At 43.6% G+C, this 22,772-nt stretch carries 20 protein-coding genes; 17 read left to right on the top strand and 3 right to left on the bottom strand.

Features of this window, described 5'->3' with window-relative positions; translation table 11 throughout:
* Positions 1–227 precede the first annotated feature (227 nt).
* Positions 228–2,147 (bottom strand): heavy metal translocating P-type ATPase, encoded by a 1,920-nt coding sequence (locus QY97_RS16045; protein ID WP_039232900.1) that lies wholly within the window; start codon positions 2,145–2,147, stop codon positions 228–230.
* Positions 2,148–2,437: 290 nt separating this feature from the next.
* On the opposite strand from QY97_RS16045, the gene QY97_RS16050 reads away from it, so the two are divergent.
* The 11 genes from QY97_RS16050 (at position 2,438) to QY97_RS16100 (ending at position 13,486) form a co-directional block, all read left to right on the top strand.
* A complete protein-coding gene (locus QY97_RS16050; RefSeq protein WP_039232902.1) occupies positions 2,438–2,827 on the top strand; it encodes an OsmC family protein in 390 nt (129 codons plus the stop codon).
* A 92-nt stretch (positions 2,828–2,919) separates the two neighbouring features.
* Positions 2,920–3,978: a calcium/proton exchanger gene (gene cax / locus QY97_RS16055; protein WP_039232906.1), complete on the top strand. Its 1,059-nt coding sequence runs from the start codon at positions 2,920–2,922 to the stop codon at positions 3,976–3,978.
* A 123-nt stretch (positions 3,979–4,101) separates the two neighbouring features.
* Positions 4,102–4,905 (top strand): YfkD famly protein, encoded by an 804-nt coding sequence (locus QY97_RS16060; RefSeq protein WP_099098579.1) that lies wholly within the window; start codon positions 4,102–4,104, stop codon positions 4,903–4,905.
* Positions 4,906–5,022: 117 nt separating this feature from the next.
* Positions 5,023–5,199 (top strand): SE1561 family protein, encoded by a 177-nt coding sequence (locus tag QY97_RS16065; RefSeq protein WP_099098580.1) that lies wholly within the window; start codon positions 5,023–5,025, stop codon positions 5,197–5,199.
* A 121-nt stretch (positions 5,200–5,320) separates the two neighbouring features.
* Positions 5,321–6,859, top strand: a complete 1,539-nt coding sequence (locus QY97_RS16070; protein ID WP_039232914.1) for a fumarate hydratase — start codon at positions 5,321–5,323, stop codon at positions 6,857–6,859.
* Between the two features lie 152 nt (positions 6,860–7,011).
* Positions 7,012–7,947, top strand: coding sequence for a 1,4-dihydroxy-2-naphthoate polyprenyltransferase (locus QY97_RS16075; RefSeq protein WP_039232917.1), 936 nt, complete (start codon positions 7,012–7,014; stop codon positions 7,945–7,947).
* A gap of 75 nt (positions 7,948–8,022) precedes the next feature.
* A complete protein-coding gene (pdaA, locus tag QY97_RS16080; protein WP_039232919.1) occupies positions 8,023–8,811 on the top strand; it encodes a delta-lactam-biosynthetic de-N-acetylase in 789 nt (262 codons plus the stop codon).
* An 83-nt stretch (positions 8,812–8,894) separates the two neighbouring features.
* Positions 8,895–10,283 (top strand): 23S rRNA (uracil(1939)-C(5))-methyltransferase RlmD, encoded by a 1,389-nt coding sequence (gene rlmD / locus QY97_RS16085; RefSeq protein ID WP_039232920.1) that lies wholly within the window; start codon positions 8,895–8,897, stop codon positions 10,281–10,283.
* A gap of 315 nt (positions 10,284–10,598) precedes the next feature.
* Positions 10,599–11,582, top strand: a complete 984-nt coding sequence (locus QY97_RS16090) for a tRNA dihydrouridine synthase (protein ID WP_039232934.1) — start codon at positions 10,599–10,601, stop codon at positions 11,580–11,582.
* Between the two features lie 426 nt (positions 11,583–12,008).
* A complete protein-coding gene (locus QY97_RS16095; protein ID WP_039232921.1) occupies positions 12,009–13,004 on the top strand; it encodes an MBL fold metallo-hydrolase in 996 nt (331 codons plus the stop codon).
* 83 nt (positions 13,005–13,087) lie between these two features.
* Positions 13,088–13,486, top strand: a complete 399-nt coding sequence (locus tag QY97_RS16100) for a hotdog domain-containing protein (protein ID WP_039232923.1) — start codon at positions 13,088–13,090, stop codon at positions 13,484–13,486.
* Between the two features lie 157 nt (positions 13,487–13,643).
* Here the strand turns inward: QY97_RS16100 and QY97_RS16105 are convergent, their stop codons facing one another.
* Positions 13,644–14,549, bottom strand: coding sequence for a TIGR01777 family oxidoreductase (locus tag QY97_RS16105; protein WP_039232924.1), 906 nt, complete (start codon positions 14,547–14,549; stop codon positions 13,644–13,646).
* A gap of 571 nt (positions 14,550–15,120) precedes the next feature.
* Here QY97_RS16105 and QY97_RS16110 point away from each other — a divergent pair.
* The gene (locus tag QY97_RS16110; protein ID WP_083965894.1) at positions 15,121–15,492 is read left to right on the top strand and encodes a hypothetical protein; all 372 of its coding nucleotides are present in this window, start codon (positions 15,121–15,123) and stop codon (positions 15,490–15,492) included.
* Between the two features lie 152 nt (positions 15,493–15,644).
* On the opposite strand, the gene QY97_RS16115 is transcribed toward QY97_RS16110, so the two are convergent.
* Positions 15,645–16,985: an NAD(P)/FAD-dependent oxidoreductase gene (locus tag QY97_RS16115; RefSeq protein ID WP_039232926.1), complete on the bottom strand. Its 1,341-nt coding sequence runs from the start codon at positions 16,983–16,985 to the stop codon at positions 15,645–15,647.
* 353 nt (positions 16,986–17,338) lie between these two features.
* Here QY97_RS16115 and QY97_RS16120 point away from each other — a divergent pair, with 353 nt between their 5' ends.
* The 5 genes from QY97_RS16120 (at position 17,339) to QY97_RS16140 (ending at position 22,629) form a co-directional block, all read left to right on the top strand.
* Entirely contained in the window at positions 17,339–18,178 is an 840-nt protein-coding gene (locus QY97_RS16120; RefSeq protein ID WP_039232929.1) for an undecaprenyl-diphosphate phosphatase, read from the top strand.
* A 208-nt stretch (positions 18,179–18,386) separates the two neighbouring features.
* The gene (locus QY97_RS16125; protein WP_039232936.1) at positions 18,387–18,938 is read left to right on the top strand and encodes a UbiX family flavin prenyltransferase; all 552 of its coding nucleotides are present in this window, start codon (positions 18,387–18,389) and stop codon (positions 18,936–18,938) included.
* 42 nt (positions 18,939–18,980) lie between these two features.
* The gene (locus tag QY97_RS16130) at positions 18,981–20,390 is read left to right on the top strand and encodes a UbiD family decarboxylase (RefSeq protein WP_052729001.1); all 1,410 of its coding nucleotides are present in this window, start codon (positions 18,981–18,983) and stop codon (positions 20,388–20,390) included.
* A 260-nt stretch (positions 20,391–20,650) separates the two neighbouring features.
* Positions 20,651–21,202, top strand: coding sequence for an acyl-CoA thioesterase (locus QY97_RS16135; protein ID WP_046128787.1), 552 nt, complete (start codon positions 20,651–20,653; stop codon positions 21,200–21,202).
* Positions 21,203–21,432: 230 nt separating this feature from the next.
* The gene (locus QY97_RS16140) at positions 21,433–22,629 is read left to right on the top strand and encodes a class I SAM-dependent rRNA methyltransferase (protein WP_039232931.1); all 1,197 of its coding nucleotides are present in this window, start codon (positions 21,433–21,435) and stop codon (positions 22,627–22,629) included.
* The last annotated feature ends 143 nt before the right edge of the window (positions 22,630–22,772 follow it).

The raw sequence follows: 22,772 nt of genomic DNA on the forward strand, positions 1-22,772 counted from the left end.
GACAAGCTGATGGGAAGCATCATACATGTGAAGATAGAACGCCCGGTTTTGTTCAATTTCCTGGTAGGTGTGAGAAAAGAACATAAAAAAATCTCCTCTTTCACGTATTCTGAGGAGATTCTACATATTTTTTCACTGCTTGTCCATTGACAGAAGACTTTATCAACAGAATGAAACCGCCAGAGAGGAAACTCTCTGGCGGTTTTTTTATGAAACGTATGCTCATGCTACTCTGCTTTCAATAGACGTAATCCATTCAAAATTACGAGAATGGTGCTTCCCTCATGGCCGATGACTCCGAATGGCAGGTCGACTGCCTGAAGAAAATTAGAAATAATAAGGAGCATAATGACCGTGATAGAGAAGATGACGTTTTGCTTAATGATTCGCTGCATTTTCTTCGAAAGACGAATCGCTTCGGCAATTTTGGGTAAATCATTCTTCATCAAGACGATATCTGCTGTTTCTAAGGCTACATCCGAGCCTTCTCCCATGGCAATCCCTACATTGGCAGTAGCGAGGGCAGGTGCATCATTGATGCCGTCACCAACCATAGCTACAGTGCCGTAATCGTCTATTAAACCCTTCAAATGATCAACTTTATGTTTGGGCAGACACTCTGCGATGAACGTATCAATACCCGCTTCCTCAGCGATTGCTTTCGCGGTCATCTCATTATCCCCTGTGAGCATGACGGTATGAATGCCTTCTTGCTGAAGCAGCTCCAACGCTTGCTTTGTCTCCTCGCGAATTAAATCCTTCAAAGCGATAACAGCTGCAATTCCTTGATCATCTTCTACAAAAACCGTTGTTTTTCCGGAAGCTGCTAATTGTTTAGCGACGCCGCGATAGAAAGAGTGGGCCGCTTCTTTGCCGACAAAATCAGCCTTGCCGATTTTCCACTCTTTTCCTAGGGCAGTTCCTTTTACGCCCCAGCCGGCTACATCCTCCAGCTGGTCAGGTGCAGAATAAGGTATTTGATGCTTTTCTGCGTAACGGACGATCGATTGAGCAAGGGGGTGATTAGATTGGCTTTCAATAGATGCAGCAGCCGCAAGCAGGTCATCAACGGAAAGATCATCCCGGACAACTACATCCGTTACTTCTGGTGCACCTTTTGTCAGCGTGCCTGTTTTGTCGAAGGCGATCGCTTTGATGTGGCTTAAGTTCTCCAGGTGAACGCCGCCTTTAAATAAAATCCCACGCCGCGCACCATTTGAGATGGCTGATAAAGTCGCGGGCATAATAGAAGCGACGAGTGCACAAGGAGAAGCAACCACGAGCAGCACCATAGCCCGGTAAAAGGTTTCCGTCCAGCTCCAGCCGAGCAAAAAGTGTGGCAGGAACATCATTAGAGCAACAATAGCGAGTACAATCTTCACGTACGTTCCTTCGAATCGTTCAATGAACAGCTGTGAAGGAGATTTCTCACTCTGTGCAGACTGAACTAAATCAATAATTTTTTGAAAGAGCGTTTCACTGGACGGTTTTGTCACTTCTACGTATACAGAACCGGTAAGATTAACAGTACCAGCAAACACTTCAGCGTCCTGCTGCTTAGAGACAGGAATGGATTCTCCGGTAATAGCAGCCTCATCGATAGTGGTGTGTCCCTTTACAACCGAGCCATCCACGGGGATGCGCTCCCCAGGCTTAACGAGTATGACATCCCCGATAGACAGAGAGGAAACGTGAACCCGCCGTTCGTCCCCATCACTTACGAGCCAGGCCTCCTCAGGCTGAATGTCCATTAATGAAGAGATCTCCTTTTGGCTCTTATTCATCGTGTACGTTTCTAGAGCGCCACTGAGAGCAAAAATGAAAATCAAAATGGCTCCCTCAGCCCAGTAACCGATAATGGCTGATCCAATGGCAGCTAAAATCATAAGCAGTTCGACATTTAGCTTTTTCTCGGCGATTGTCTCTTCAATGCCTTCCTTGGCCTTTGCGAATCCGCCAATGACAAAGGAGAGCAGGTAACTGGTAACGGCAGCGGCTTGTTCTCCATTATGACTAAAGAGCCACCCGGTTAATATAAGCAGGCCGCTTATAATGGCAGCGATTAATTCAGCATGGGGCTTGACGGCTTTAAGCCAGCCAATTTCTTTTTGGGTGCGGACAGGTAAAGCTTTTGCTTCTGAAGTCATATTTCTCCTCCTTAATTGATATTTCTCTATTTTAATTGAGAATGTTATTCAATTGTTATATAAGGGTTAATAAATGAAATCAATTATCATTGCTGATATTTTAAGGTTTCTCAATTAAAATAACGCTTTTATCAGATTATAATAATTCTAATTAAGTATATAGTAACATATCCCATTATAAAAAGAAAGGGAGAGACAAGCAGTATTTTTTCGCTTCTTTCTAGCATATGGATGTTTTATTTTAAATGCTTTAAAATAAGGTGAATTAAATAAGTGAGGTGGAGAAATAAATGAAGTTTCAGATGAAGGAAGGCGGATTTACAACGGAATTTCCATATGGACGCTTAGATGTATCGAGCGATGAGGCGTACGGATTCCGTCCTTATCAATTAATGGTTGCTTCTATCGCTGTCTGCAGTGGGGGCGTACTGCGCAAAATTCTCGCAAAACAGCGTATGGAGATTGAAGACATCCAAATTGAAGCAAATGTTGAGCGTAATAAGGAAGAGGCAGACCGCATAGAAAAGATAGAGGTGCATTTCCTCATTAAAGGAAAGAATTTAAAAGAGGAAAAGCTGAAAAAAGCAATGGATCTGACACGAAAGAACTGTTCTATGGTTCAATCTGTTGTTCCTGCCATTGAAGTCATTGAAACGTTCGAAATGATTCCGGCTGAATAAATCCTTTCTCAAATGTTAAGAAATAGGCAAATAGGGTAAATGAAGTCATTAATGGCTCTTATTTTATTTCTTAACAGAAAAGGGGTTAGCTGATGGGCAAGATTTTTGGGATTTTAGTTTTATTAGGTGTGCCTTTGTCTGTAGTCGGCTCCCTGTTGCACTGGCCGACAATGTTGATGTTCGTTATTTACTGTATCACGATCATTGCGTTATCAAGCTATATGGGCCGGGCGACAGAGAGCTTAGCCATTGTAGCGGGACCGCGGATTGGCGGACTACTGAATGCGACTTTTGGAAATGCCGTTGAGCTGATTATCTCGATCTTTGCTCTGCAGGCAGGCTTGATTGAAGTCGTGCTGGCTTCCTTAACGGGTTCTGTGCTTGGTAACTTGCTGCTTGTAGCCGGACTTTCCTTCTTTTTAGGAGGCATTAAGTTCAAACGGCAAGTCTTTAATGAGCACGATGCACGCCATAACTCTGGATTGCTCATGTTTGCTGTTATCGTGGCTTTTGTGATTCCTGAGATTTTCTCTATGGGGATGAATGAGTCCGATACCTTAACGTTAAGTATTGGGATTTCTATCGTATTAATAGCTCTTTATTTAGCTGCGCTGTTCTTCAAGCTGGTGACACACCGCGGGGTGTATGCCGGTAATAAAGAGAACAGTGAGACGGCTCACGAGGAAGAGCCGGAATGGTCAAAAGGAAAAGCGATTCTTATTTTGCTATTGGCAACGGCAGCTGTAGCGTATGTATCGGAGAGCCTCGTACACACATTTGAGACCGTTGGTGAAACGCTAGGCTGGTCTGAGCTGTTTATCGGGGTGATTATCGTTGCAATTGTCGGAAACGCTGCAGAGCATGCTTCCGCTATTATTATGGCAGTGAAGAATAAAATGGATGTAGCTGTTGAAATTGCGGTCGGATCCACCCTGCAAATTGCGATGTTTGTTGCTCCGGTACTCGTCTTGCTCTCTTTGCTATTTCCAGAGCCTATGCCGCTCGTCTTTACTGTTCCAGAGCTTATCTCTATGGCGTCCGCAGTCCTGCTTGCGATTATCATCTCTAATGACGGGGAAACGAACTGGTTTGAGGGACTGACGCTGCTTGCCGCCTATGCGATCATGGGAATTGGCTTTTACCTGCTTTAAGGAGGCCCTGGATTCATACGGAAGAACTCAGCTGTATAGCTGGGTTCTTTTTTTGTAAGCGGATGGATAAGCAGACAAGCCAAGAGCAAACTAAGGAAAAGAATTTGAGGAGGATAAAGAGTGATGAAAGGAATTCGTCTGCTATTATGCCTGATCATCGCCTTCATATATACCGTTGCTCCAGAGACAGGACTGGCGAAAGACAAAGATAAAAAGGAATCAGCCTTGAAAATGCCCGCTTCGGTAAAGGACCTTTCCCGTGAAAATACCTATTTAAATGAGGAGAAGGAACTAGCGAAGCTGCAGCCGAGTGAATTGACAAAGGAGCTTTTGAGCACCTCCCAGGTAAAGATTAATAATCCTGTGCTGATCCGCTTGTTAAATGAAACGTCCATCAAGAAGTCTCCATTCGCTTTCGGTGAGAGGATTTCTGTGTACTTGGGTGAATGGCCGCTGGCGTATCATTCGAAAGAAACCACGCCTAATTGGGAGTATCAAAAGGTGAATACGAATTTCTATGATAATCGCGGAGGTACTGATAAATACCAAATCCATTACGTGCAAGAAGCACATAAAGTAGTGAGAGGCGGCTTGTCAGCTAAATTGCCGAAGTCAGAAGAGATTCAGCAAATGATCCTCCAGAAAGCACTCGAGAAAACGGGCTGGCCGCTGGCCTATTCAACGGCACTTGGTGCAGGCACGACCCAGGATGATGCCTACAATGTAGCACCAAACACAGCAGGCTACTTATATGCTTATGCACCTGCCGTCCATGAAAAAGGAACGGTAACCTACGGAGAAGTTTATTTAGTCGTTTCGGGCTCTAAACGTGCGATTGTAGTGAAGAATGTGAACTCCCAATCCATCAGCGCCTGGATACCGATCAAGAACCATGTAGCCTTCAGCTACAAATCAGTAAGTCAGTAAAAAGAAGGTTAAACGAGGTTTTTCGGTGGAAAAGGTTGAATGAAGAACATAAATCCTTTAGGATGGAAAGAGCTGTATCAGCACGAAAAGCAAATGACAGGAGTGCATAAGAAGATCATGAAAGCGATCACTGATAAAAATGAGCAGGTACATTATTTAAAAGAACGCTTAAATATATTTGTAGAAGTCCTCGATGCCATTGACCCAGAACAGACAGAATTAGAGGACGTTGACCGCTTGCTGCAAATGATTGAGGATATTGAAGAGAAATACAAACAATTTCAGAAAAGATAGGACGAATCTGCGCAAGCAGATTCTTTTTTTGTCTTTCAAACGACAAAATGGGGCGGTATAATAAATAAGTACGATGCAAAAAGAGACATACATAAATAGTGCACAGGGAAGGGGAACAATGATGGATCTGCAACAATTTCAGAAAAGTATGTATGAGTTGATCGTGGAAACTTCCACAAACCTGCCTAAAGATGTACGCCGGGCAGTAAAAGAAGCCGTTATCCGGGAAAACGCGGGTACGAGCGCAGCGATGAGCTTAGATACAATTACAAATAACATTAAAATGGCGGATGAGAACATTTCTCCGATTTGCCAGGATACAGGTTTGCCTACCTTCAAGGTGAAAACGCCTGTTGGTGCTAACCAGCTGGAAATAAAAGCAGCTATTCACGCAGCTCTTGAACAAGCAACGGAAGCTGGAAAGCTGCGTCCGAATTCTGTCGACTCTCTTACAGGTGCGAACAGCGGCAATAACTTAGGAGCTGGTACACCAGTTATTAAGTTTGAGCAGTGGGAGAATGACTATATTGACGTTCGTTTAATTCTAAAAGGCGGCGGCTGCGAGAATAAAAATATTCAGTACAGCCTGCCTTGCGAGCTTGATGGGCTTGGACGAGCTGGCCGCGACTTAGACGGCATCCGCAAGTGTATCATGCATTCTGTTTACCAGGCACAAGGTCAAGGCTGCAGCGCCGGCTTTATCGGTGTGGGCATCGGAGGAGACCGCACAAGCGGTTATGAGCTGGCGAAGGATCAATTATTCCGTCGTGTAGACGATGTAAATCCGAACGAACAGCTCCGTCAATTAGAAGAATACGTGATGGAAAATGCGAACGAGCTAGGCATTGGTACAATGGGCTTCGGAGGAGAAACGACACTTCTTGGCTGTAAAGTCGGCGTAGCAAACCGTCTTCCTGCAAGCTTCTTCGTATCCGTAGCATACAACTGCTGGGCGTTCCGCCGCCTAGGTGTCCAAATTGATGCAGCATCTGGGGAAATTCAAGAATGGTTCTACCAAGATGGTGAAGAGGTGTCCTTCGACGAGGCGAAGAAGGAAGCAGCAGAGCAGTCTGAAAGCCGTACATTCACTCTGCAAGCACCGATTACGGAAGAGCAAATCCGCGAGCTGAAGGTTGGCGACGTGGTTAAAATTACAGGAAGAATGTATACAGGACGTGATGCGATCCATAAGCATCTAATGGATCATGATGCACCGGTTGACTTAAATGGCCAAGTGATTTATCACTGTGGACCAGTTATGCTGAAGGATGAACAAGGCCAATGGCACGTAAAAGCTGCCGGCCCAACAACATCTATCCGCGAGGAGCCTTACCAAGGAGATATCATGAAGAAGTTCGGTATTCGCGCGGTCATCGGTAAAGGCGGAATGGGACCTAAAACATTGGCAGCACTCAAGGAGCACGGCGGTGTGTACTTGAACGCTATCGGTGGAGCCGCTCAATACTATGCAGACTGCATCAAGTCTGTTGATGGCGTGGACTTAATGGAGTTCGGTATTCCAGAAGCTATGTGGCATTTGCAGGTGGAAGACTTCACAGCGGTTGTCACAATGGACTCACATGGCAACAGTCTGCACGAGCATGTAGACAAATCTTCTTTAGAAAAGCTTTCTCAATTTAAAGAGCCTGTATTCAGCTAATAAAAAAGAAACTTCCCGTTCAAGAAATGGACGGGAAGTTTTTTTGAGACGCCAAAAACCTATTCCGATTTTTCTTTAAGAAGAAATGCTTTTTGTTATAATATATAGATGGTTTTCTTCTATTATCGATTCACTAAGAAAGGAAGAGGGGAATGAATCACGAAGTAAATGCAAATCAACCAAGTACCGCTCCCCAGCAAAGTAAAGCGAAGCTGTTATGGCAGCTCACTCGTCCTCACACGCTGACGGCTTCGTTTGTGCCTGTATTGATTGGAACGGTGCTGGCTATGTTTTATGTACCGATAGATATGAGCTTGTTTATTGCTATGATGCTTGCGTGTCTGCTGCTTCAGGTTGCTACGAATTTCTTCAATGAGTATTACGACTTTAAGCGTGGGTTGGATACGGCAGAATCGGTCGGAATCGGCGGAGGTATTGTCCGTCATGGTATGAAGCCTCAAACCGTGCTTAACATGGCGCTTGCCTGTTATGGCGGGGCTCTTCTGCTGGGAATTTATATTTGTGCGAACAGCAGCTGGTGGCTCGCGCTCGTCGGTCTTGCCGGTATGGCGGTAGGGTATTTATACACAGGCGGGCCGCTGCCGATTGCGTATACGCCGTTTGGAGAATTATTCTCTGGTGTATTTATGGGTTCCTTCTTTATATTGATTGCTTTCTTTATACAAACAGGGGCAGTTACTGCAGAAAGCATCCTGATCTCAGTGCCGATTGCCATTTTAGTCGGGGCGATTAACCTTTCCAATAACATTAGGGACATTGAGGAAGACACGAAAGGCGGCCGGAAAACACTCGCGATTTTACTTGGTCACAAAAACGCAGTTATCTTTTTAGCAGCGCTGTTTGCATTTTCATATGCTTGGATCGTAGGTCTAATTATTGCTGGACTAGCAAGCCCGTGGCTGCTGCTTATTTTCTTAAGTCTTCCAAAGCCTCTGGAAGCTGTGAGGAACTTCATGGACGAGGAGAAGCCGAAGCATACCATCTTGGCGATGAAAGCGACAGGACAGACGAATACATTTTTCGGATTTCTGCTGTCGATTGGACTATTTATTAGTTATTTTTGGTGAAAATAAAATCCGCAAAATACGGATAATTTCATGAGAGGGAATGGACACTAAAGAAAAAAGCAAAGGAAGATGATAATGAAACGAATCATCTATGTAATGCTTGTTTCGCTTTTTTTCTTTAGTTCTGTTTCCTTCGCTTCGTCCGCTTCGAATGAAGCGATTCACTGGGGCTTCAAAAAAGGCGGCGATGGCCAGCAGGCGGAAGCAGGGGCAGAGCTTGATCAGCTGTTAGGTAAGTATGGCGCGTTCTATAAAGACAGCGCAAAGAAGAAGGTTCTTTATTTAACCTTCGATAACGGATATGAAAATGGCTATACAGCCGACATACTAGATACGCTCAAAAAAGAAAAAGTACCGGCTGCATTTTTTGTTACCGGTCACTACTTGCAAAGTGCACCTGAGCTCGTGAAGCGTATGAATAAAGAAGGACATATTATCGGAAACCATTCCTGGCATCATCCAGACTTAACACAAGTCAATGATGAGAAGCTTAGAGAAGAGCTGAAAATGGTGAAAGAGGAAACAGCCCGATTGACGAAGCAGAAGGAGATGAACTATCTTCGGCCGCCTCGCGGGATTTTCAGCGAAAGAACATTGAAGCTTGCGAAGGAAGAGGGCTACACGCATGTGATGTGGTCGCTTGCCTTCGTGGATTGGCAGACCGATAACCAAAAGGGCTGGCAATATTCCTATGATAACATTATGAAGCAGGTACACCCGGGAGCCGTTCTGCTGCTTCATACCGTTTCTAAGGATAACGCAGAAGCGCTTCCGAAAGCCATCAAAGACCTCAAGAAACAGGGATACCGCTTCAAAAGCCTCGATGATTATATGAAGAAGCAGAAACAGGCTTCAACGATTTAGGGACTGCTTTCGGCAGTCCTGTTTTTTCGTTATAATGAAGGGTATGAATCCAACAGGACGGAACAATAAGGACGTGATCATTGATGAAACAGGATAAACGAGCAAAGCAAGTGGACTTGAAGGTGAAGCAAACCTTTCCGCTGACGATTAAGCGCATTGGTATTAACGGCGAGGGAGTAGGCTTCTTTAAACGGAAAATTGTGTTTGTGCCCGGCGCATTGCCAGGAGAAGAAGTCGTGGTAGAAGCCACGAAAGTACATCCAAAGTTTGCGGAAGCACGAATTAAAAATATCCGCAAAAAGTCAGAGCACCGGACAACCCCGCCGTGCCCCGTCTATCACAAATGCGGCGGCTGCCAGCTTCAGCACATGCACTATGAACAGCAGCTCATTGGCAAGAAGGATATTCTTATTCAGGCACTTGAACGGTATACGAAGCTGCCGGTTGGATCCCTCGATATTCGAGACACGATTGGCATGGAGGATCCGTGGTTTTACCGAAACAAAAGCCAATTTCAGGTCGGAAAGCGCGATGGGATGATTATCGCTGGGTTGTACAGTCCTAATTCGCATCGGCTTATTGATATTCCTGACTGTATTGTCCAGCAGCCGGTACTCAATGATGTGCTGAATGTCGTAAAGGAGATTCTACGCGACCTGAATATTTCTATCTATGACGAAAAGAAGAATCAAGGGTCGGTGAAAACGATTGTGACCCGGGTCGGTGTAGCTACTGGCGAAATACAAGTCGTACTGGTGACAGCCACAGAGGAGCTGCCGAAGAAAGAGCTGATCGTGTCAGAAATTCAGAAGCGGCTGCCGAAGGTGACATCCATCATTCACAACGTGAATAAAAAGAAAACCCCGCTTGTGTTTGGTGATCGCAGCTTTCCGCTTGCTGGGCCACAAACGATTCGAGAGCGGCTTAAAGATCAATCGTATGCCCTATCGGCGCGTGCGTTCTTCCAGTTAAACCCCGAGCAGACGGTGAAGCTGTATGATGAAGTAAAGGAAGCAGCACAGCTTACAGGGAAAGAGAAGGTCGTTGATGCGTATTGCGGCTCAGGAACGATCGGCCGCTGGGTCGGTGAGGGAGCGGCGGAAATTAGAGGCATGGATGTGATCCCGGAATCCATTGAAGACGCAAGAGAAAATGCTAAAGAGCTAAATATGAAGACCGTGTATGAGGTTGGCACTGCGGAAGAATGGCTGCCGAAATGGCTGAAGGAAGGATGGAAGCCGGACGTTGTTATTGTCGATCCGCCGCGCACTGGCTGTGACCAGAAGCTGCTGCAAACGATTCGGAAGGTAAAACCGGAACGCTTCATTTATGTCTCCTGTAACCCGTCTACGCTTGCTAAAGACATCGATCAGCTAAGCAGCCTGTATGACGTTGAGTATACTCAACCAGTAGACATGTTCCCGCAGACAGCTCATGTAGAGAGTGTGACGAAGCTTGTGAGGAAAGTGTAATCCCAATGATGGAATAAATAAAATCTTGCTAGTCTGACCCTAATTTCGTTAAAAAAATCCTTTTGCGATGTCGGGGTCTTTTTCCCGTTGGAACCTTGTCAATCCACTGTTCCTTCAGCTTTATTTTCAGTCTTTTTTAGCAGGGGATTATTTTGGCTGCACAGAGATTGTGAAGTCAAAATAAACATGTCCGATTGGTTTGATAAAAAGTGTTTAGGCATGGTATAAGTGTAAAAAGAAGCAGGATATTTTGCTTTTTAATGTTGGGATAAGGGCTTGGTCTGGTATCCCATAATGAGAGGATTTGATTTGAAGATGAAAGATAATTTTTGGCGTGATTTACCACGGCCTTTTTTTATACTAGCACCAATGGAAGAGGTAACAGATGTTGTTTTTCGCCATGTAGTGAGTGAAGCAGCTAGACCTGATGTGTTTTTTACGGAGTTTACAAATTCGGAGAGCTATTGTCACCCAGAGGGAAAAAATAGTGTGCGTGGGCGTTTGACTTTTACTGAGGACGAACAGCCAATTGTAGCCCACATATGGGGGGACAGGCCTGAAAACTTTCGGCAAATGAGTATCGGTATGGCGGAACTGGGCTACCGGGGAGTGGATATCAATATGGGCTGTCCTGTACCTAATGTGGCACAGAATGGGAAGGGCAGCGGGCTTATCCGTCGTCCAGAAGTTGCAGCAGAGTTAATACAAGCAGCAAAAGCAGGAGGATTGCCCGTCAGTGTAAAGACCAGGCTTGGTTATACGGATGTAGACGAATGGCGAGACTGGCTGACACACATACTGAAACAAGACATTGTCAACCTTTCCATTCATCTGCGCACAAGAAAGGAAATGAGCAAGGTAGATGCTCACTGGGAACTGATCCCGGAAATTAAGAAACTTCGTGACCAGGTGGCACCAGATACACTCTTGACGATCAATGGGGATATCCCTGACCGTCAAACTGGCTTAAAGCTCGCTCATCAATACGATATTGACGGGGTTATGATTGGGCGCGGTATTTTCAGTAATCCATTTGCTTTTGAAAAGGAGCCGAGAGACCACAGCAGTAAGGAATTGCTCGATCTTTTAAGGCTGCATTTGGATCTCCATGATAAATATTCAAATTTAGGGCTGCGTCCGTTCAAGGCTCTTCATCGCTTCTTTAAGATATATGTCAAAGGATTCCGAGGGGCGAGTGAATTAAGAAATCAATTGATGAGCACAGAGTCAACAGACGAAGTGCGTACATTACTCGATAACTTTGAGTCAAAGAATTTGGATGGAGCGGGAAAACAATAGAAGTGCCTCAATTCAAAGGAAAAGCGAAGCCGGACGTTAAACTGGTGAACCCCAAAAAGCCAGAATTTATAGTAGGCAGTTAATGGGCTGAGCGAGGTCGGCATTGAACCGGGCTCATGTCCGCCAATTTTTTGCTTTATAGCATCTTAAATGAACTATTGCTGACGGAATCAGTTGATACTGGTTCCGTCAGTTTTTTGTAAAATCACTAGTACCTTTGTGCTGTCAACTTATATCCCGTACAATTTTTAGATATATATTTATGAAAGAGCATTGAAAATAGCAGAAGAACGAAAGTCGATGATTATAAGCATAGAAAACAGAATAATTGATATTTTCTGTAAAATGTGTGAGGTTATAAGTAGGATCATTGACCGAACGTTCAATCATCATCGTTTTACCATGGAATGTAAGGAGGAATAGTTGATGAAACACTCCAAAATTATTTTCTTTGAGAGAAAATTTCCAAGTGCCAACATGGTCCTTATTAAGGATCAGCGTCCCATCCTAATTGATACTGGCTTTGGGAGCGATGCGGAAGAAGCAGAGCAATTAATTAAAGAAGCAGGTGTTTCTCCGGAAGAATTACATCTTATAGTGAACACGCACTATCATAGCGATCATGTAGGAGGGAACTTTCATTTTCAAAAAAAGTATGATATTCCGATTGCCGCTCATACTTGGGATGCCGATTTAATTAACTCTTGTGACCCTGAAGCTTGTAGTGCAGAATGGCTAGATCAGCCTGTAGAGCCTTATCGAGTCAGTGTATTGCTTTCAGATAATGATGAGATTCATACAGGAAGCAGCACCTTGAAGGTCTTACATACACCGGGACATACATTAGGACATATTTCTTTATATGAGCCTGAAGAAGAGATACTTATTTGCGGGGATCTTTTTCATGGAAATGATATCGGATGGTTAAATATGTTTCGAGAGGGCGTGGCCCCGATCCAGCGATCGATAGAAAGCTTAAATCGGTTGTCTAAGCTCCGAATCAGGCAGGCCTATTCGGGACACGGATCTCAAATCGAGAATCCAGGTGCTTCTATCGATGCAGCAAAGAAACGATTTGAAAAGTGGCTCAAAAACCGAGAAAAAATTTCCTGGCATGCCTGTAAGAGAATTTTTGCTTTCACATTAATTATAAAAAATGGATTGCCAAAAGAAGAAATTGATCATTATTTATTAAATTGTGGCTGGTTCCAGGATTTCGCACGTTATGCTTTCCAGCTTCAGCCGGAGGAATTTGTCCAGGTTTTGCTTGATGAAATGATTCGCTCTGGAGCAGCAATCTGGCGCGATCATCATTTAATCGCTACTGCCCCTTATACGGCACCAGAGAAGGAATGGATGGATAAAAATATGAAGCCGAAAGATTGGCAGGCTAACCTATTTTCATATAGTAAAGAAAGCTAATGAGTGAATGAAAACCCGTTGTATCTTGCTTCAAATTTTGCTTTCACACTTGTTGGTAAAAAGATTGGGTTAGGAGGATTTTCATGAATTTACAGGCTGGAGAGATCATTCGATTTGAACGGACATTTACAGAAGAAGATGTGGAAGTGTTTACAAAAGTGTCCATGGATGAAGGGGATCACCATATTAATCCTGATGAACGAGGGAGGCTTGTGGTGCAGGGATTGTTAACGGCTACATTACCAACAAAAGTTGGCGGGGATTATAATGTATTAGCTCGTACAATGAATTTTGAGTTTTTGAGGCCGGTTTTCACTGGAGATACGATAAGCTGTGAAGTAACGATCGAAAAGCTGGAAAAGAAGGACATCAATAGATTATCGATTTTTGCGACTTTTCTATGCATGAATCAAAATGAGAAGCAGGTATTGAGCGGAAACTTTGCAGGGGTAATATTAACAGAGCATCAGCCCAATAGTTAACCAATAACGTCACCCAAAACCAAGCGGACCTTTATGGATAACCGTAGCTTGTTCTTATATTAAGTTCCCTCCCTTGAGCGCATGCAGATGGAATCTCTTTCTTTGAATTGGTGAGGTGTGCGGCTTTTCCATCTGCATAAACGAAAGGGACAGCTGCTTACCTTTTTGTCAATAGATCCTCTAAAGCGAGACGGAGGGAAGGAAACATAAATTGAAAGCCTTCTTCAGTTAGTACTTCCGGTATCACATGCTGTCCTTCAAGAACGAGGGTGCTTTTTTGACCGAGAGCTAACTTCATCATCAAGGAAGGTACGGGCAGCCAGTGAGGCCGGTGTAAAACGGCGCCGATGGTTTTGCCAAAATCCTTCATCCGTACAGGAGAGGGGGAGGTAACATTGACGGGCCCATGTATGTTCTCCTTTTCAATGACAAATAGGATGGATCTTACGACATCAGTAATATGAACCCATGATACCCACTGCTTGCCTGATCCGACAGTGCCGCCTGCAAAGAATTTATACGGCAGTGACATGAGCGGGAATGCTCCGCCTTCATTTCCAAGCACAACACCGAATCTCATAAAAGCCATCCGGTTGGAGTAGCTCTCTGCTTGCTTGGCTCTCTCTTCCCAGTCATGAACGGTTTTGCCTAGAAAATCCTTTGCCGTCTCCAAGGAAGTTTCCGTATATACAGCACTGAATGAGGATGGATAAATGCCGATGGCGCTTGCATTGATGAAGGCTGAAGGCTTTTTTGGCAAGACTGAAGTAATTCTTAATAATTCATCCGTTGCTTCCATCCGGCTATCATAAATTTGTTTCTGATGGGCCGCATTCCACCTCCCATTGTTTATGGAAACGCCAGCTAAGTTAATAAATACATCAGCATTCCCAATTTGACTTTCTGGGGAAGCACTTTCCTCAAGCCACTTTACATATGAGATCTTTCCTGCGGGCGCCTTTTCCTTCCTTGTTAAAATGAGTACTTCGTGCCCGGCTTCAATCAGAGCGTCCGTCAGCTTTTGCCCGATAAATCCCGTGCCACCCGCTATAACGATCCTCATTCCATTCTCTCCATTCTGAAAGTTCTTTCACCTTTTACAAATATTTTAGCCCATTACAGAAACTATTGAAACGAAAAAGAAAAGCGGTAGAAAAGGAGCAGCGAATGGAATCAATAAACCCTAAGCTGCCTTCATAGCTATTGGTCATTTTAAGCGGTGAGAGTAGTACAGTAAATATTCGTGAAGAGAATATTTACTGTCATTAATCTAATATTGTTCAAGGAACCAGCTTGAATCCATTGTTAGAAAACTGGATGAAGCGAGTAATCAGCTTTGGCAGGCATAACAGGAAAGGAAACACGGAAGGTTTTGGCATAGTCCCTCGATTAAAACGATATTAAAAAGTTTACCCTCACTGAACTGACTCCAAGTTCGTTAGTCCTTAACCTATCAAATAAAAAGTAGGCATATGCACATTTGTGAAGTACAAGTTGATACGCAGGAGACCCATGAATAGAATGAGGTGAGTAAAAAGAATGAAGGAGTGAGTCTTATGTATCAACATGATCATCCTTATTTTGATTACGATCCTATGGATGAAGACTATTATATTCAATCTGTGCCACACCACATGGAAAGTGATGGTAGTTATAGAAGCGCATGGGAAGAGAGGCAGCCTGTTCAGCCGTTTCCGCCAATGGGTCCGCCGGGCTTCTTTCCTCCTTTTGGGCAGCCGGGTCAAGGTCAACAGCCCGGGGCGCCAACTTCACCCCCGCCTGCTTTTGTTCCTACACAACAACCAGCCGCTTTTGCTGTAGACCCAGGAGGCATTGTCCGATGCTTGTTTAGGTATACCTATGTATGGCTAAGAAACCGCCAGCAATTTTGGTTTTATCCAATATTCGTTGGAAGAAGATCGATCGCAGGGTTCCGCTGGAATGGCTTTAGATGGGTGTACTTCGGAATAGATTTACGACGAATTCAATCTTTTACATGCTTTTAAAAGAATGAATTAAATAAATACCGTCCTTCAATAATAGTTAGCATTTCTCGATGGGTGAAGAGGAAAAAAGTTCACTTTAAAGGGGGAACTGAGGAATCATTCAAGAACTCGAACGGTTCTCTATTTGTTCAGGCATGAGAACCGTTTCTTTGTTATTTAAAAAGAGCTCGCTTTAAAACGCTCATCAAAATACGTGGCTGCATCAGACTATTGATTGGTTGGACGAGGTTCATAACTTTAACAAAGGTATCATAGATATGCTCATTTTTGGATGACAGTAAATAAACCTGCTTAGCATACCATTGCTGGGTTTTTAAGAATGGAGACCTCTTGCCCGTTATGCCTGGGTAACGGAAATCTTCCGTAATGACCATCTGCCAAACGGGCGCAATAACCCGAGCAATTTTTCGGTGAAAGGCAGTAATGGCTTGCTGAAGAGAGCCGTTCAATTCCCCGAGGGTTTTCTTTAATGTCAGCGCTTCAACCACAGCAATACTCATGCCCTGACCAAAAACGGGGTCGATTCTGCAAACAGTATCTCCCATTAACAAGAGTCCATCAGGAAATGATTTAACTTGATCTATTCGTTTCCATTTTATTTGCGGGACACGGAAAGTAGAAACTTTAGTTAAAGGTATGGCATCCTGTAACTCATGATAAATATCTAAGGCGGGCAGCCTTTTGACTAGCTCTAAAAGGCTTTTGGCACTTTTCGTTCCTTCTTTTTCTGAAATAGCGTGAAGGTAGCCCATTACCGTAACAATATAGCGATTTCCTTCTATCTTAGAAATCGTGCCGCCAATTTTTTCGTATGGAGGATTTGGATAAATCATTTTAATTTTCCAGTCTCTGTTTGGGTCATCTGGCAATTGAAAAGTCTGGCTTACATAACTCAGACCAATATCCACCTTTTGGTGAGGGACAGCGATGCCCCTTTTTTCTAACCAGGTCGATGTCATACTAGATGCGCCGCTTGTATCAACAATGAGATCCGCTGTTATCATTCTGGTGGACCGGTCCGCCTTCTGTATTTCAACACCGTAGACCCTATTTTCTTCTTCTTGAAATAAAAAGTTCTTCACCTTTGCTTGGTAGCAGCATGTTACGTTTGGAATTTGTTCCATGTATTGTTCAATGTGCCATTCAAGGTGCGGGCGTGTTTGCAGTGTAGTTGTATACCCTCCATCATAACGCAGCTTCCATACGCCATGGTGCAGCCAGGAAAGGTCCGTTGTGGAATTGATCTTAATGGCGCCGCTGTCGTAAAACTTTTTTGTAATGCCTGGAAAGAGCTCTTCTAGTCCATATTGACCTGCGTGGAGAAGGGCATGCAGGTGTTCACCTTGTCGTGCTCCTTTTCTTGGTACCGGTCCCACACTTTTAGAATCTCTTTCTAAAACGAGGACCTCCTTGAAGCAATCCGATAGAACCCGTGCCGCCAGTTTCCCGGCAATTCCTCCGCCAATGATGATTGCTTTTTGTTTCTTTGACATCAATTTTCCCTCTATCTCTATTTTTATAATAGTAAGATAACATATGGTAATATCGTTTACTACTTGAATTATTGAAAAGCCGTTGGGAATGATTCATATACTACCCCTTACAGCCGCTAAATGTGTGCCCCGTAACACTACCTTACGAGATTGTAAGGTAACTGTAACGTTAAGAAATGGCATTGTCCACAAGAGGCAGATAAGATAAAGATAGAGCGAGCACAGGAGGTGAGGGGAGAGAGTTGGAAATACGCATTTAACTAAGGTATACGAGTACAGGTTACATAAAAAATGTGAGATAATATATTTTCTGTTAAAAGAGATAAAAAATTAAAGGTTAAGGAGCTTAAAGAATGGATTTTATTGAGTTACTAAAAGCAATCATACTAGGATTGGTGGAGGGATTAACAGAGTTTGCCCCTGTATCCTCAACGGGCCATATGATCTTAGTGGATGATATGTGGTTAAAGTCTACCGAATTTTTAGGTCAATATGCAGCAAACACCTTTAAAATCGTCATTCAGCTCGGATCGATTCTAGCTGTTGTCATTGTGTTTAAGGATAGATTCATAGACTTATTAGGGCTAAATCGTATATTTAATAAGAATGAATACAATCAAGCAGCTGCTAATCATTTAAAACTTACCCACGTGATTGTCGGTTTAGTTCCGGCGGGGGTTCTAGGGCTGTTATTTGAGGATTATATTGATGAAAACTTATTTACGACCGAAACTGTTCTAATCGGTCTGTTTATAGGTGCCGTCTTTATGATCGTTGCTGATTTATTCCGATCTAAAAATCCAAAGGTCGTATCAGTTGACCAAATTAGCTATAAGCAAGCATTAGGAGTAGGGCTCATTCAATGTTTATCGTTGTGGCCAGGTTTTTCTAGATCGGGTGCTACCATTTCGGGTGGTGTATTGCTGGGCATGAATCACCGTACAGCCTCAGACTTTACCTTTATTATGGCTGTTCCGATCATGGCTGGTGCCAGCTTCCTGTCACTATTAAAAAATTGGGAATATTTCACTTTAGATGCTTTGCCATTTTTCATTGTCGGGTTTATTAGTGCTTTCGTATTCGCATTAATCTCTATTCGTTTCTTTTTGAAATTAATTAACAAAATTAAATTAATTCCATTTGCTATTTACCGGATTATATTAGTACTTGTTATTTACTTTTTATATTTTTAAAAAGAGAGCGGCCTTGTATTCGTAAGGAGTGGTTACGAATACAGGTCTTTTTTTGTTTCACACTAGTTCATCAAGGTACAAACAAATTCAGAAAAGTAGAAAATCAGAGGGCGGCTCATTCTTAAAATGTGATACTATTAATCTTGAATCGATTTACATAAGAACGAGAGTTTATACACAAGGCGGGAATACAGTGAAGAAAAAGCGGATGATTATTGGAATTACCGGAGCAACCGGTATTATATACGGCGTAAGGCTGCTAGAAGTGTTAAAACGGTTAGATATTGAAACCCATCTGGTCGTATCGCAATCAGCTCAGATGACATTGGCTTACGAAACAGATATGACCATTCATGACCTGAAGGCGCTGGCAGATGTGAACTATTCTGCGAAGGATATCGGAGCAGCGATCTCGAGCGGTTCTTATCAGACGATGGGGATGATTGTTGCCCCGTGTTCGGTGAAGACCATGTCTCAAATTGCCTATAGTATATCAGACAATTTAATTGCCCGTGCGGCAGATGTGGTCTTAAAAGAAAGGAAAAGACTCGTGCTTATGCTTCGGGAGACGCCCTTGTCTCTTTCGCACATTAAGCACATGCAGGCGGTCACGGAAAATGGCGGCATTATTTTCCCGCCTGTCCCGGCATTTTACACGAAGCCAGAAACGATTGATGATATGGTAGATCAAACCGTCGGAAGAGTCCTGGACCTTTTCGACTTAGATACAGGAGAATTCAAACGCTGGGGCGAGGAGTAATGGCTCCTGCATCTCAGCTGTAAAAGGACAGGAGGCTATTAAATGGAATCAACAAAAGCTACAATGAAACCTTCAGCAAACCTGGCCGCTCGCCGGCTAGCAGACTTGCAAGGGATCGTAGAATTTCTAAAAGATAACGAATTGTTGGCTGCAGTAAAAAGTGAAGTCAGCCTTAAGCATGAAATGGCGGGAGTAGCAAGCCGATTTGATGGAGGCAAAGCAGTACTCTTTGAAGCCTTGTCTGACGCATCCTCTGCGCCATTATTTACAGGCTTGTACTGGAACCGCTCTTTACTTGCGGCGATCTTTGATACAGAAGAAGAAAACCTGCCGTTTTTTATGGCGGATTCAGTAGCGAACTGGCAGAAGAACCCAGTCGACCCTATCGTCGTGGAAGAGGGACCAGCTAATGAAGTGGTCCTGGACGCGAATGAGGACATGCTGAAGGATATCCCTATTCCAACACTTGCATTAAAAGACGGCGGTCCTTATTTAGATGCCTGTGTCCTGATTGCAAAGGATCCAGAGACTGGTGTAAGAAATGCATCTATCCAGCGTCTAATGGTTTCCGGACCAAACCGTCTAACCATGCAGCTGGATATGGGGCGTCATTTGCGTGATTATTACGAGCGCGCAGAAAAAATGGGAGTCCCTTTGGAAGTGACAATCAATAATGGTGTGGGGCCAGCTGTTCACTTTGCAGCTGTCACTCCAAGCAATGCGGCTTCGCTCGATCAGGACGAGCTGGGAGTAGCAAGCGAGCTGCTGGGCGAGCCTCTACAGCTGCTGCGCTCACAGGAAGTAGAAGTAGAAGGAATTGCTGACGCTCAATATATTATCGAGGGAGAAATTCTTCCCCATACAAGAGAACCGGAAGGTCCTTTTGGTGAAGTCACAGGGTACTATGCAGAACAAGACAATAGGTGGGCCATTAAAGTGAAGGCGGTCACTCGACGCGAGAAACCGATCTTCCACGCTATTATGCCGGGCCGGGAAGTATACAATGCTGTCGGATTAATGGCCGAGGCCAGCATTTTCCACCATGTGTCAAGCCGGGTGCCTGATGTAAAGGGAGTTTTCCTGACATACGGCGGCTGCGGCTTTTACCATGCTGTTGTACAAGTCGAAAAAAGCAGAGAAGGTGTCCAAACTGAGGCTATCCATGCCGCATTTGAGGCATTCCCTCCTTTGCGTCGTGTCACCGTTGTAGATGAAGATGTAAATATGTATGATCCCCTGGATGTAGAATGGGCAATCGCTACACGTCATGATCCCGAAAAGGGAGTGATCCTCATTCCTAACGTTAAAGGACATGAACTGAATCCGATGACAGTGAACGGTATTGGTACAAAGGCAGGCATCGATGCTACAGCTCCGTATCCGCGTCCGAAAAAGTTTCAGCGTGTGACCTTGCAGAGTGTCAATCTGCAGGAATATGAAATAGACAGCTAATAAAGCGGAGATATATTAAAAGGAATGTTGAAAGGCAATGGATGAAAGGGAACGCCCCTGCTGGTCCATTGTCTTTTCGTATGTAAAGCGTTAAAAACGATAGGCTGCGCTCAAGATAACATCACCATAATGACATTTGTAGGTATATTGTCACAATTTTCGTTTTTTACAAAAAATATTTTGTTTTATAACAACATAATCTATTTAGTTCTGTTATAATACAGTAAATACAACTTATGAAAACGACGAGGTGATCAGCAATGGAAGCAAAACCATGTAAATTATCCCGCTGTGTAAAGGCTAATATCGTTCTTCCGCCAGATACACAGCATCATCACACATTATTCGGCGGCCGGCTAATGCAGTTGATTGATGAAGTAGCTGTGTTGTCCGCTACCCGTCATGCGAGAAGGCCATGTGTAACAGCATCTACCGATTCGGTTGATTTTCTTTCTCCAGTACGCGTAGGCGATTCTATCTGTTTAGTCGCTTATGTAACCTGGACAAGCCGAACGTCCATGGAAGTATTTATACGGTCTACAGCAGAGGATTTAATGACGGGAGAAAGACGAATTGCTGCGGTCTCCTTCCAAACTCTTGTAGCAGTAGATGAGGCTGGAAAGCCGGTGCCTGTACCGGGAGTCATTCCGGAGACAGAAGAAGAGGAATATTTGTTTAAAACAGCTCCAAACCGGGCCATTTCACGCAGGGTTCACCGAACAGAGACGAAAGAGCTGATTGATACGTTAACAGAGATTAACACGAATCACCTCGATGTGAACGAACAATTGTATGGAGTAGTAACAGGATAACCGAGTAAGCGAATATATTATTTGTCTAAGATGGAATTATTTTTATTTTCTTATCTATACAGGTTGTCGGTATATGAAAAACTGTATTACTATAATCAAAAGAAGCCAATTCTAAAGAGATGAGGCTTCTTTTCTTATTTGTCGATCCATACTGCAAAGCAAACTTTAATAAGGGGTATAGTAACAGAGACTGTTATAATGTACTCTAACCAAAATGATAGGGTGATCAAATGAATCAAACAGTAAAGTTAAAGGTGAAGCCAGCGCACGTGAAAAGCTTAAAGGCGGGTTATCCCCTTATTAAAAAAGAGGCAATCCTCAATTGGAGGGATCTTAAAAAGGAAGGAACGGTTATTGAACTGGTTGATGAAAAAGGCCAGTTTCTCGGCAAAGGATATTACGGCTTGCAAAATAAAGGGTGCGGCTGGGTTTTAACGAGAAACCCAAAGGAAGAAATGAATCAACCGTTTTTCGAGAAGAAACTCAAGGTAGCGATAGATGCACGAAAGTCCTTCTTTGAAGATGAAGAGACGACTGCATTTAGAGTCTTCAATGGAGAAGGCGACGGTATTGGCGGATTAACGATTGATTTCTTTGATGGCTACTTTCTTATCAACTGGTACAGTGAAGGTATTTACCGTTTTAAAGAAGAAATTGTTCAGTCTTTAAGAACAATCACAGCTTTCAAAGGGCTTTATGAAAAGAAGCGCTTTGCCGAAAAAGGAGCTTATATAGAGGATGATGACTTTATAGAAGGAGAGAGGGCTTCCTTTCCTCTTATTGTAAAGGAGAACGGCATTCATTTTGCCGTCTACTTAAATGAGAGCGCCATGGTGGGGGTCTTTCTTGATCAGAGAGAAGTGAGAAAGGCGATTAGAGACCGGTATGCTGAAGGGAAGCGGGTGTTAAATACGTTCTCTTATACAGGAGCCTTTTCGGTAGCTGCAGCCCTAGGAGGAGCGGTTAAAACAACCAGTGTGGATGTAGCCAATCGAAGCAAAAGCAAAACTATTGAACAATTCAGTATGAACGGGATTGACTATGAAGCACAGGATATTATTGTGGAAGATGTGTTTAACTATTTTAAGTACGCGGTTAGAAAAAAGCTTGTATTTGATTTAGTTATCCTTGATCCGCCGAGCTATGCGCGTTCAAAGAAGAATACATTTAGCGCGGGGAAGGACTATCCCGACTTACTGGAAAAAGCTATTCATATTACAGAGAAGAATGGCATAATCGTTGCATCAACGAACAGCAGTACGTTTGGCATGGACAAGTTTAAAGGGTTTATTAAAAAAGCTTTTCATCAGGCAGGTGCTGAATACAATATTCTTGAGGAGTTCCGGCTTCCACCAGATTTCAAAACGATAAAGAGTTACAAGGAAGGAAACTATCTCAAGGTTGTATTTATTGAAAAACTAACGTGAGTGTTGGATGATGGAAGAAAATGACAATAAAAAAGTGAAAGAGCCTTTTATGTGAAGTGACCCCCATAAGTTAGACAGGTTATTTCATTAGGCAATTTGTTGGGCATGAGTCCGGTATTGCACCGGGCTCATACCTTTTAATT

The organism is Bacillus thermotolerans, from assembly GCF_000812025.2.
Taxonomy (GTDB): domain Bacteria; phylum Bacillota; class Bacilli; order Bacillales; family Domibacillaceae; genus Quasibacillus; species Quasibacillus thermotolerans.

Bases quoted from the DNA above. Each gene is read 5' to 3' on its own strand.
- QY97_RS16045 (WP_039232900.1), bottom strand. From the start codon at position 2,147: ATGACTTCAGAAGCAAAAGCTTTACCTGTCCGCACCCAAAAAGAAATT.
- QY97_RS16050 (WP_039232902.1), top strand. From the start codon at position 2,438: ATGAAGTTTCAGATGAAGGAAGGCGGATTTACAACGGAATTTCCATAT.
- cax (WP_039232906.1), top strand. From the start codon at position 2,920: ATGGGCAAGATTTTTGGGATTTTAGTTTTATTAGGTGTGCCTTTGTCT.
- QY97_RS16060 (WP_099098579.1), top strand. From the start codon at position 4,102: ATGAAAGGAATTCGTCTGCTATTATGCCTGATCATCGCCTTCATATAT.
- QY97_RS16065 (WP_099098580.1), top strand. From the start codon at position 5,023: ATGAAAGCGATCACTGATAAAAATGAGCAGGTACATTATTTAAAAGAA.
- QY97_RS16070 (WP_039232914.1), top strand. From the start codon at position 5,321: ATGGATCTGCAACAATTTCAGAAAAGTATGTATGAGTTGATCGTGGAA.
- QY97_RS16075 (WP_039232917.1), top strand. From the start codon at position 7,012: ATGAATCACGAAGTAAATGCAAATCAACCAAGTACCGCTCCCCAGCAA.
- pdaA (WP_039232919.1), top strand. From the start codon at position 8,023: ATGAAACGAATCATCTATGTAATGCTTGTTTCGCTTTTTTTCTTTAGT.
- rlmD (WP_039232920.1), top strand. From the start codon at position 8,895: ATGAAACAGGATAAACGAGCAAAGCAAGTGGACTTGAAGGTGAAGCAA.
- QY97_RS16090 (WP_039232934.1), top strand. From the start codon at position 10,599: ATGAAAGATAATTTTTGGCGTGATTTACCACGGCCTTTTTTTATACTA.
- QY97_RS16095 (WP_039232921.1), top strand. From the start codon at position 12,009: ATGAAACACTCCAAAATTATTTTCTTTGAGAGAAAATTTCCAAGTGCC.
- QY97_RS16100 (WP_039232923.1), top strand. From the start codon at position 13,088: ATGAATTTACAGGCTGGAGAGATCATTCGATTTGAACGGACATTTACA.
- QY97_RS16105 (WP_039232924.1), bottom strand. From the start codon at position 14,549: ATGAGGATCGTTATAGCGGGTGGCACGGGATTTATCGGGCAAAAGCTG.
- QY97_RS16110 (WP_083965894.1), top strand. From the start codon at position 15,121: ATGGAAAGTGATGGTAGTTATAGAAGCGCATGGGAAGAGAGGCAGCCT.
- QY97_RS16115 (WP_039232926.1), bottom strand. From the start codon at position 16,985: ATGTCAAAGAAACAAAAAGCAATCATCATTGGCGGAGGAATTGCCGGG.
- QY97_RS16120 (WP_039232929.1), top strand. From the start codon at position 17,339: ATGGATTTTATTGAGTTACTAAAAGCAATCATACTAGGATTGGTGGAG.
- QY97_RS16125 (WP_039232936.1), top strand. From the start codon at position 18,387: ATGATTATTGGAATTACCGGAGCAACCGGTATTATATACGGCGTAAGG.
- QY97_RS16130 (WP_052729001.1), top strand. From the start codon at position 18,981: ATGGAATCAACAAAAGCTACAATGAAACCTTCAGCAAACCTGGCCGCT.
- QY97_RS16135 (WP_046128787.1), top strand. From the start codon at position 20,651: ATGGAAGCAAAACCATGTAAATTATCCCGCTGTGTAAAGGCTAATATC.
- QY97_RS16140 (WP_039232931.1), top strand. From the start codon at position 21,433: ATGAATCAAACAGTAAAGTTAAAGGTGAAGCCAGCGCACGTGAAAAGC.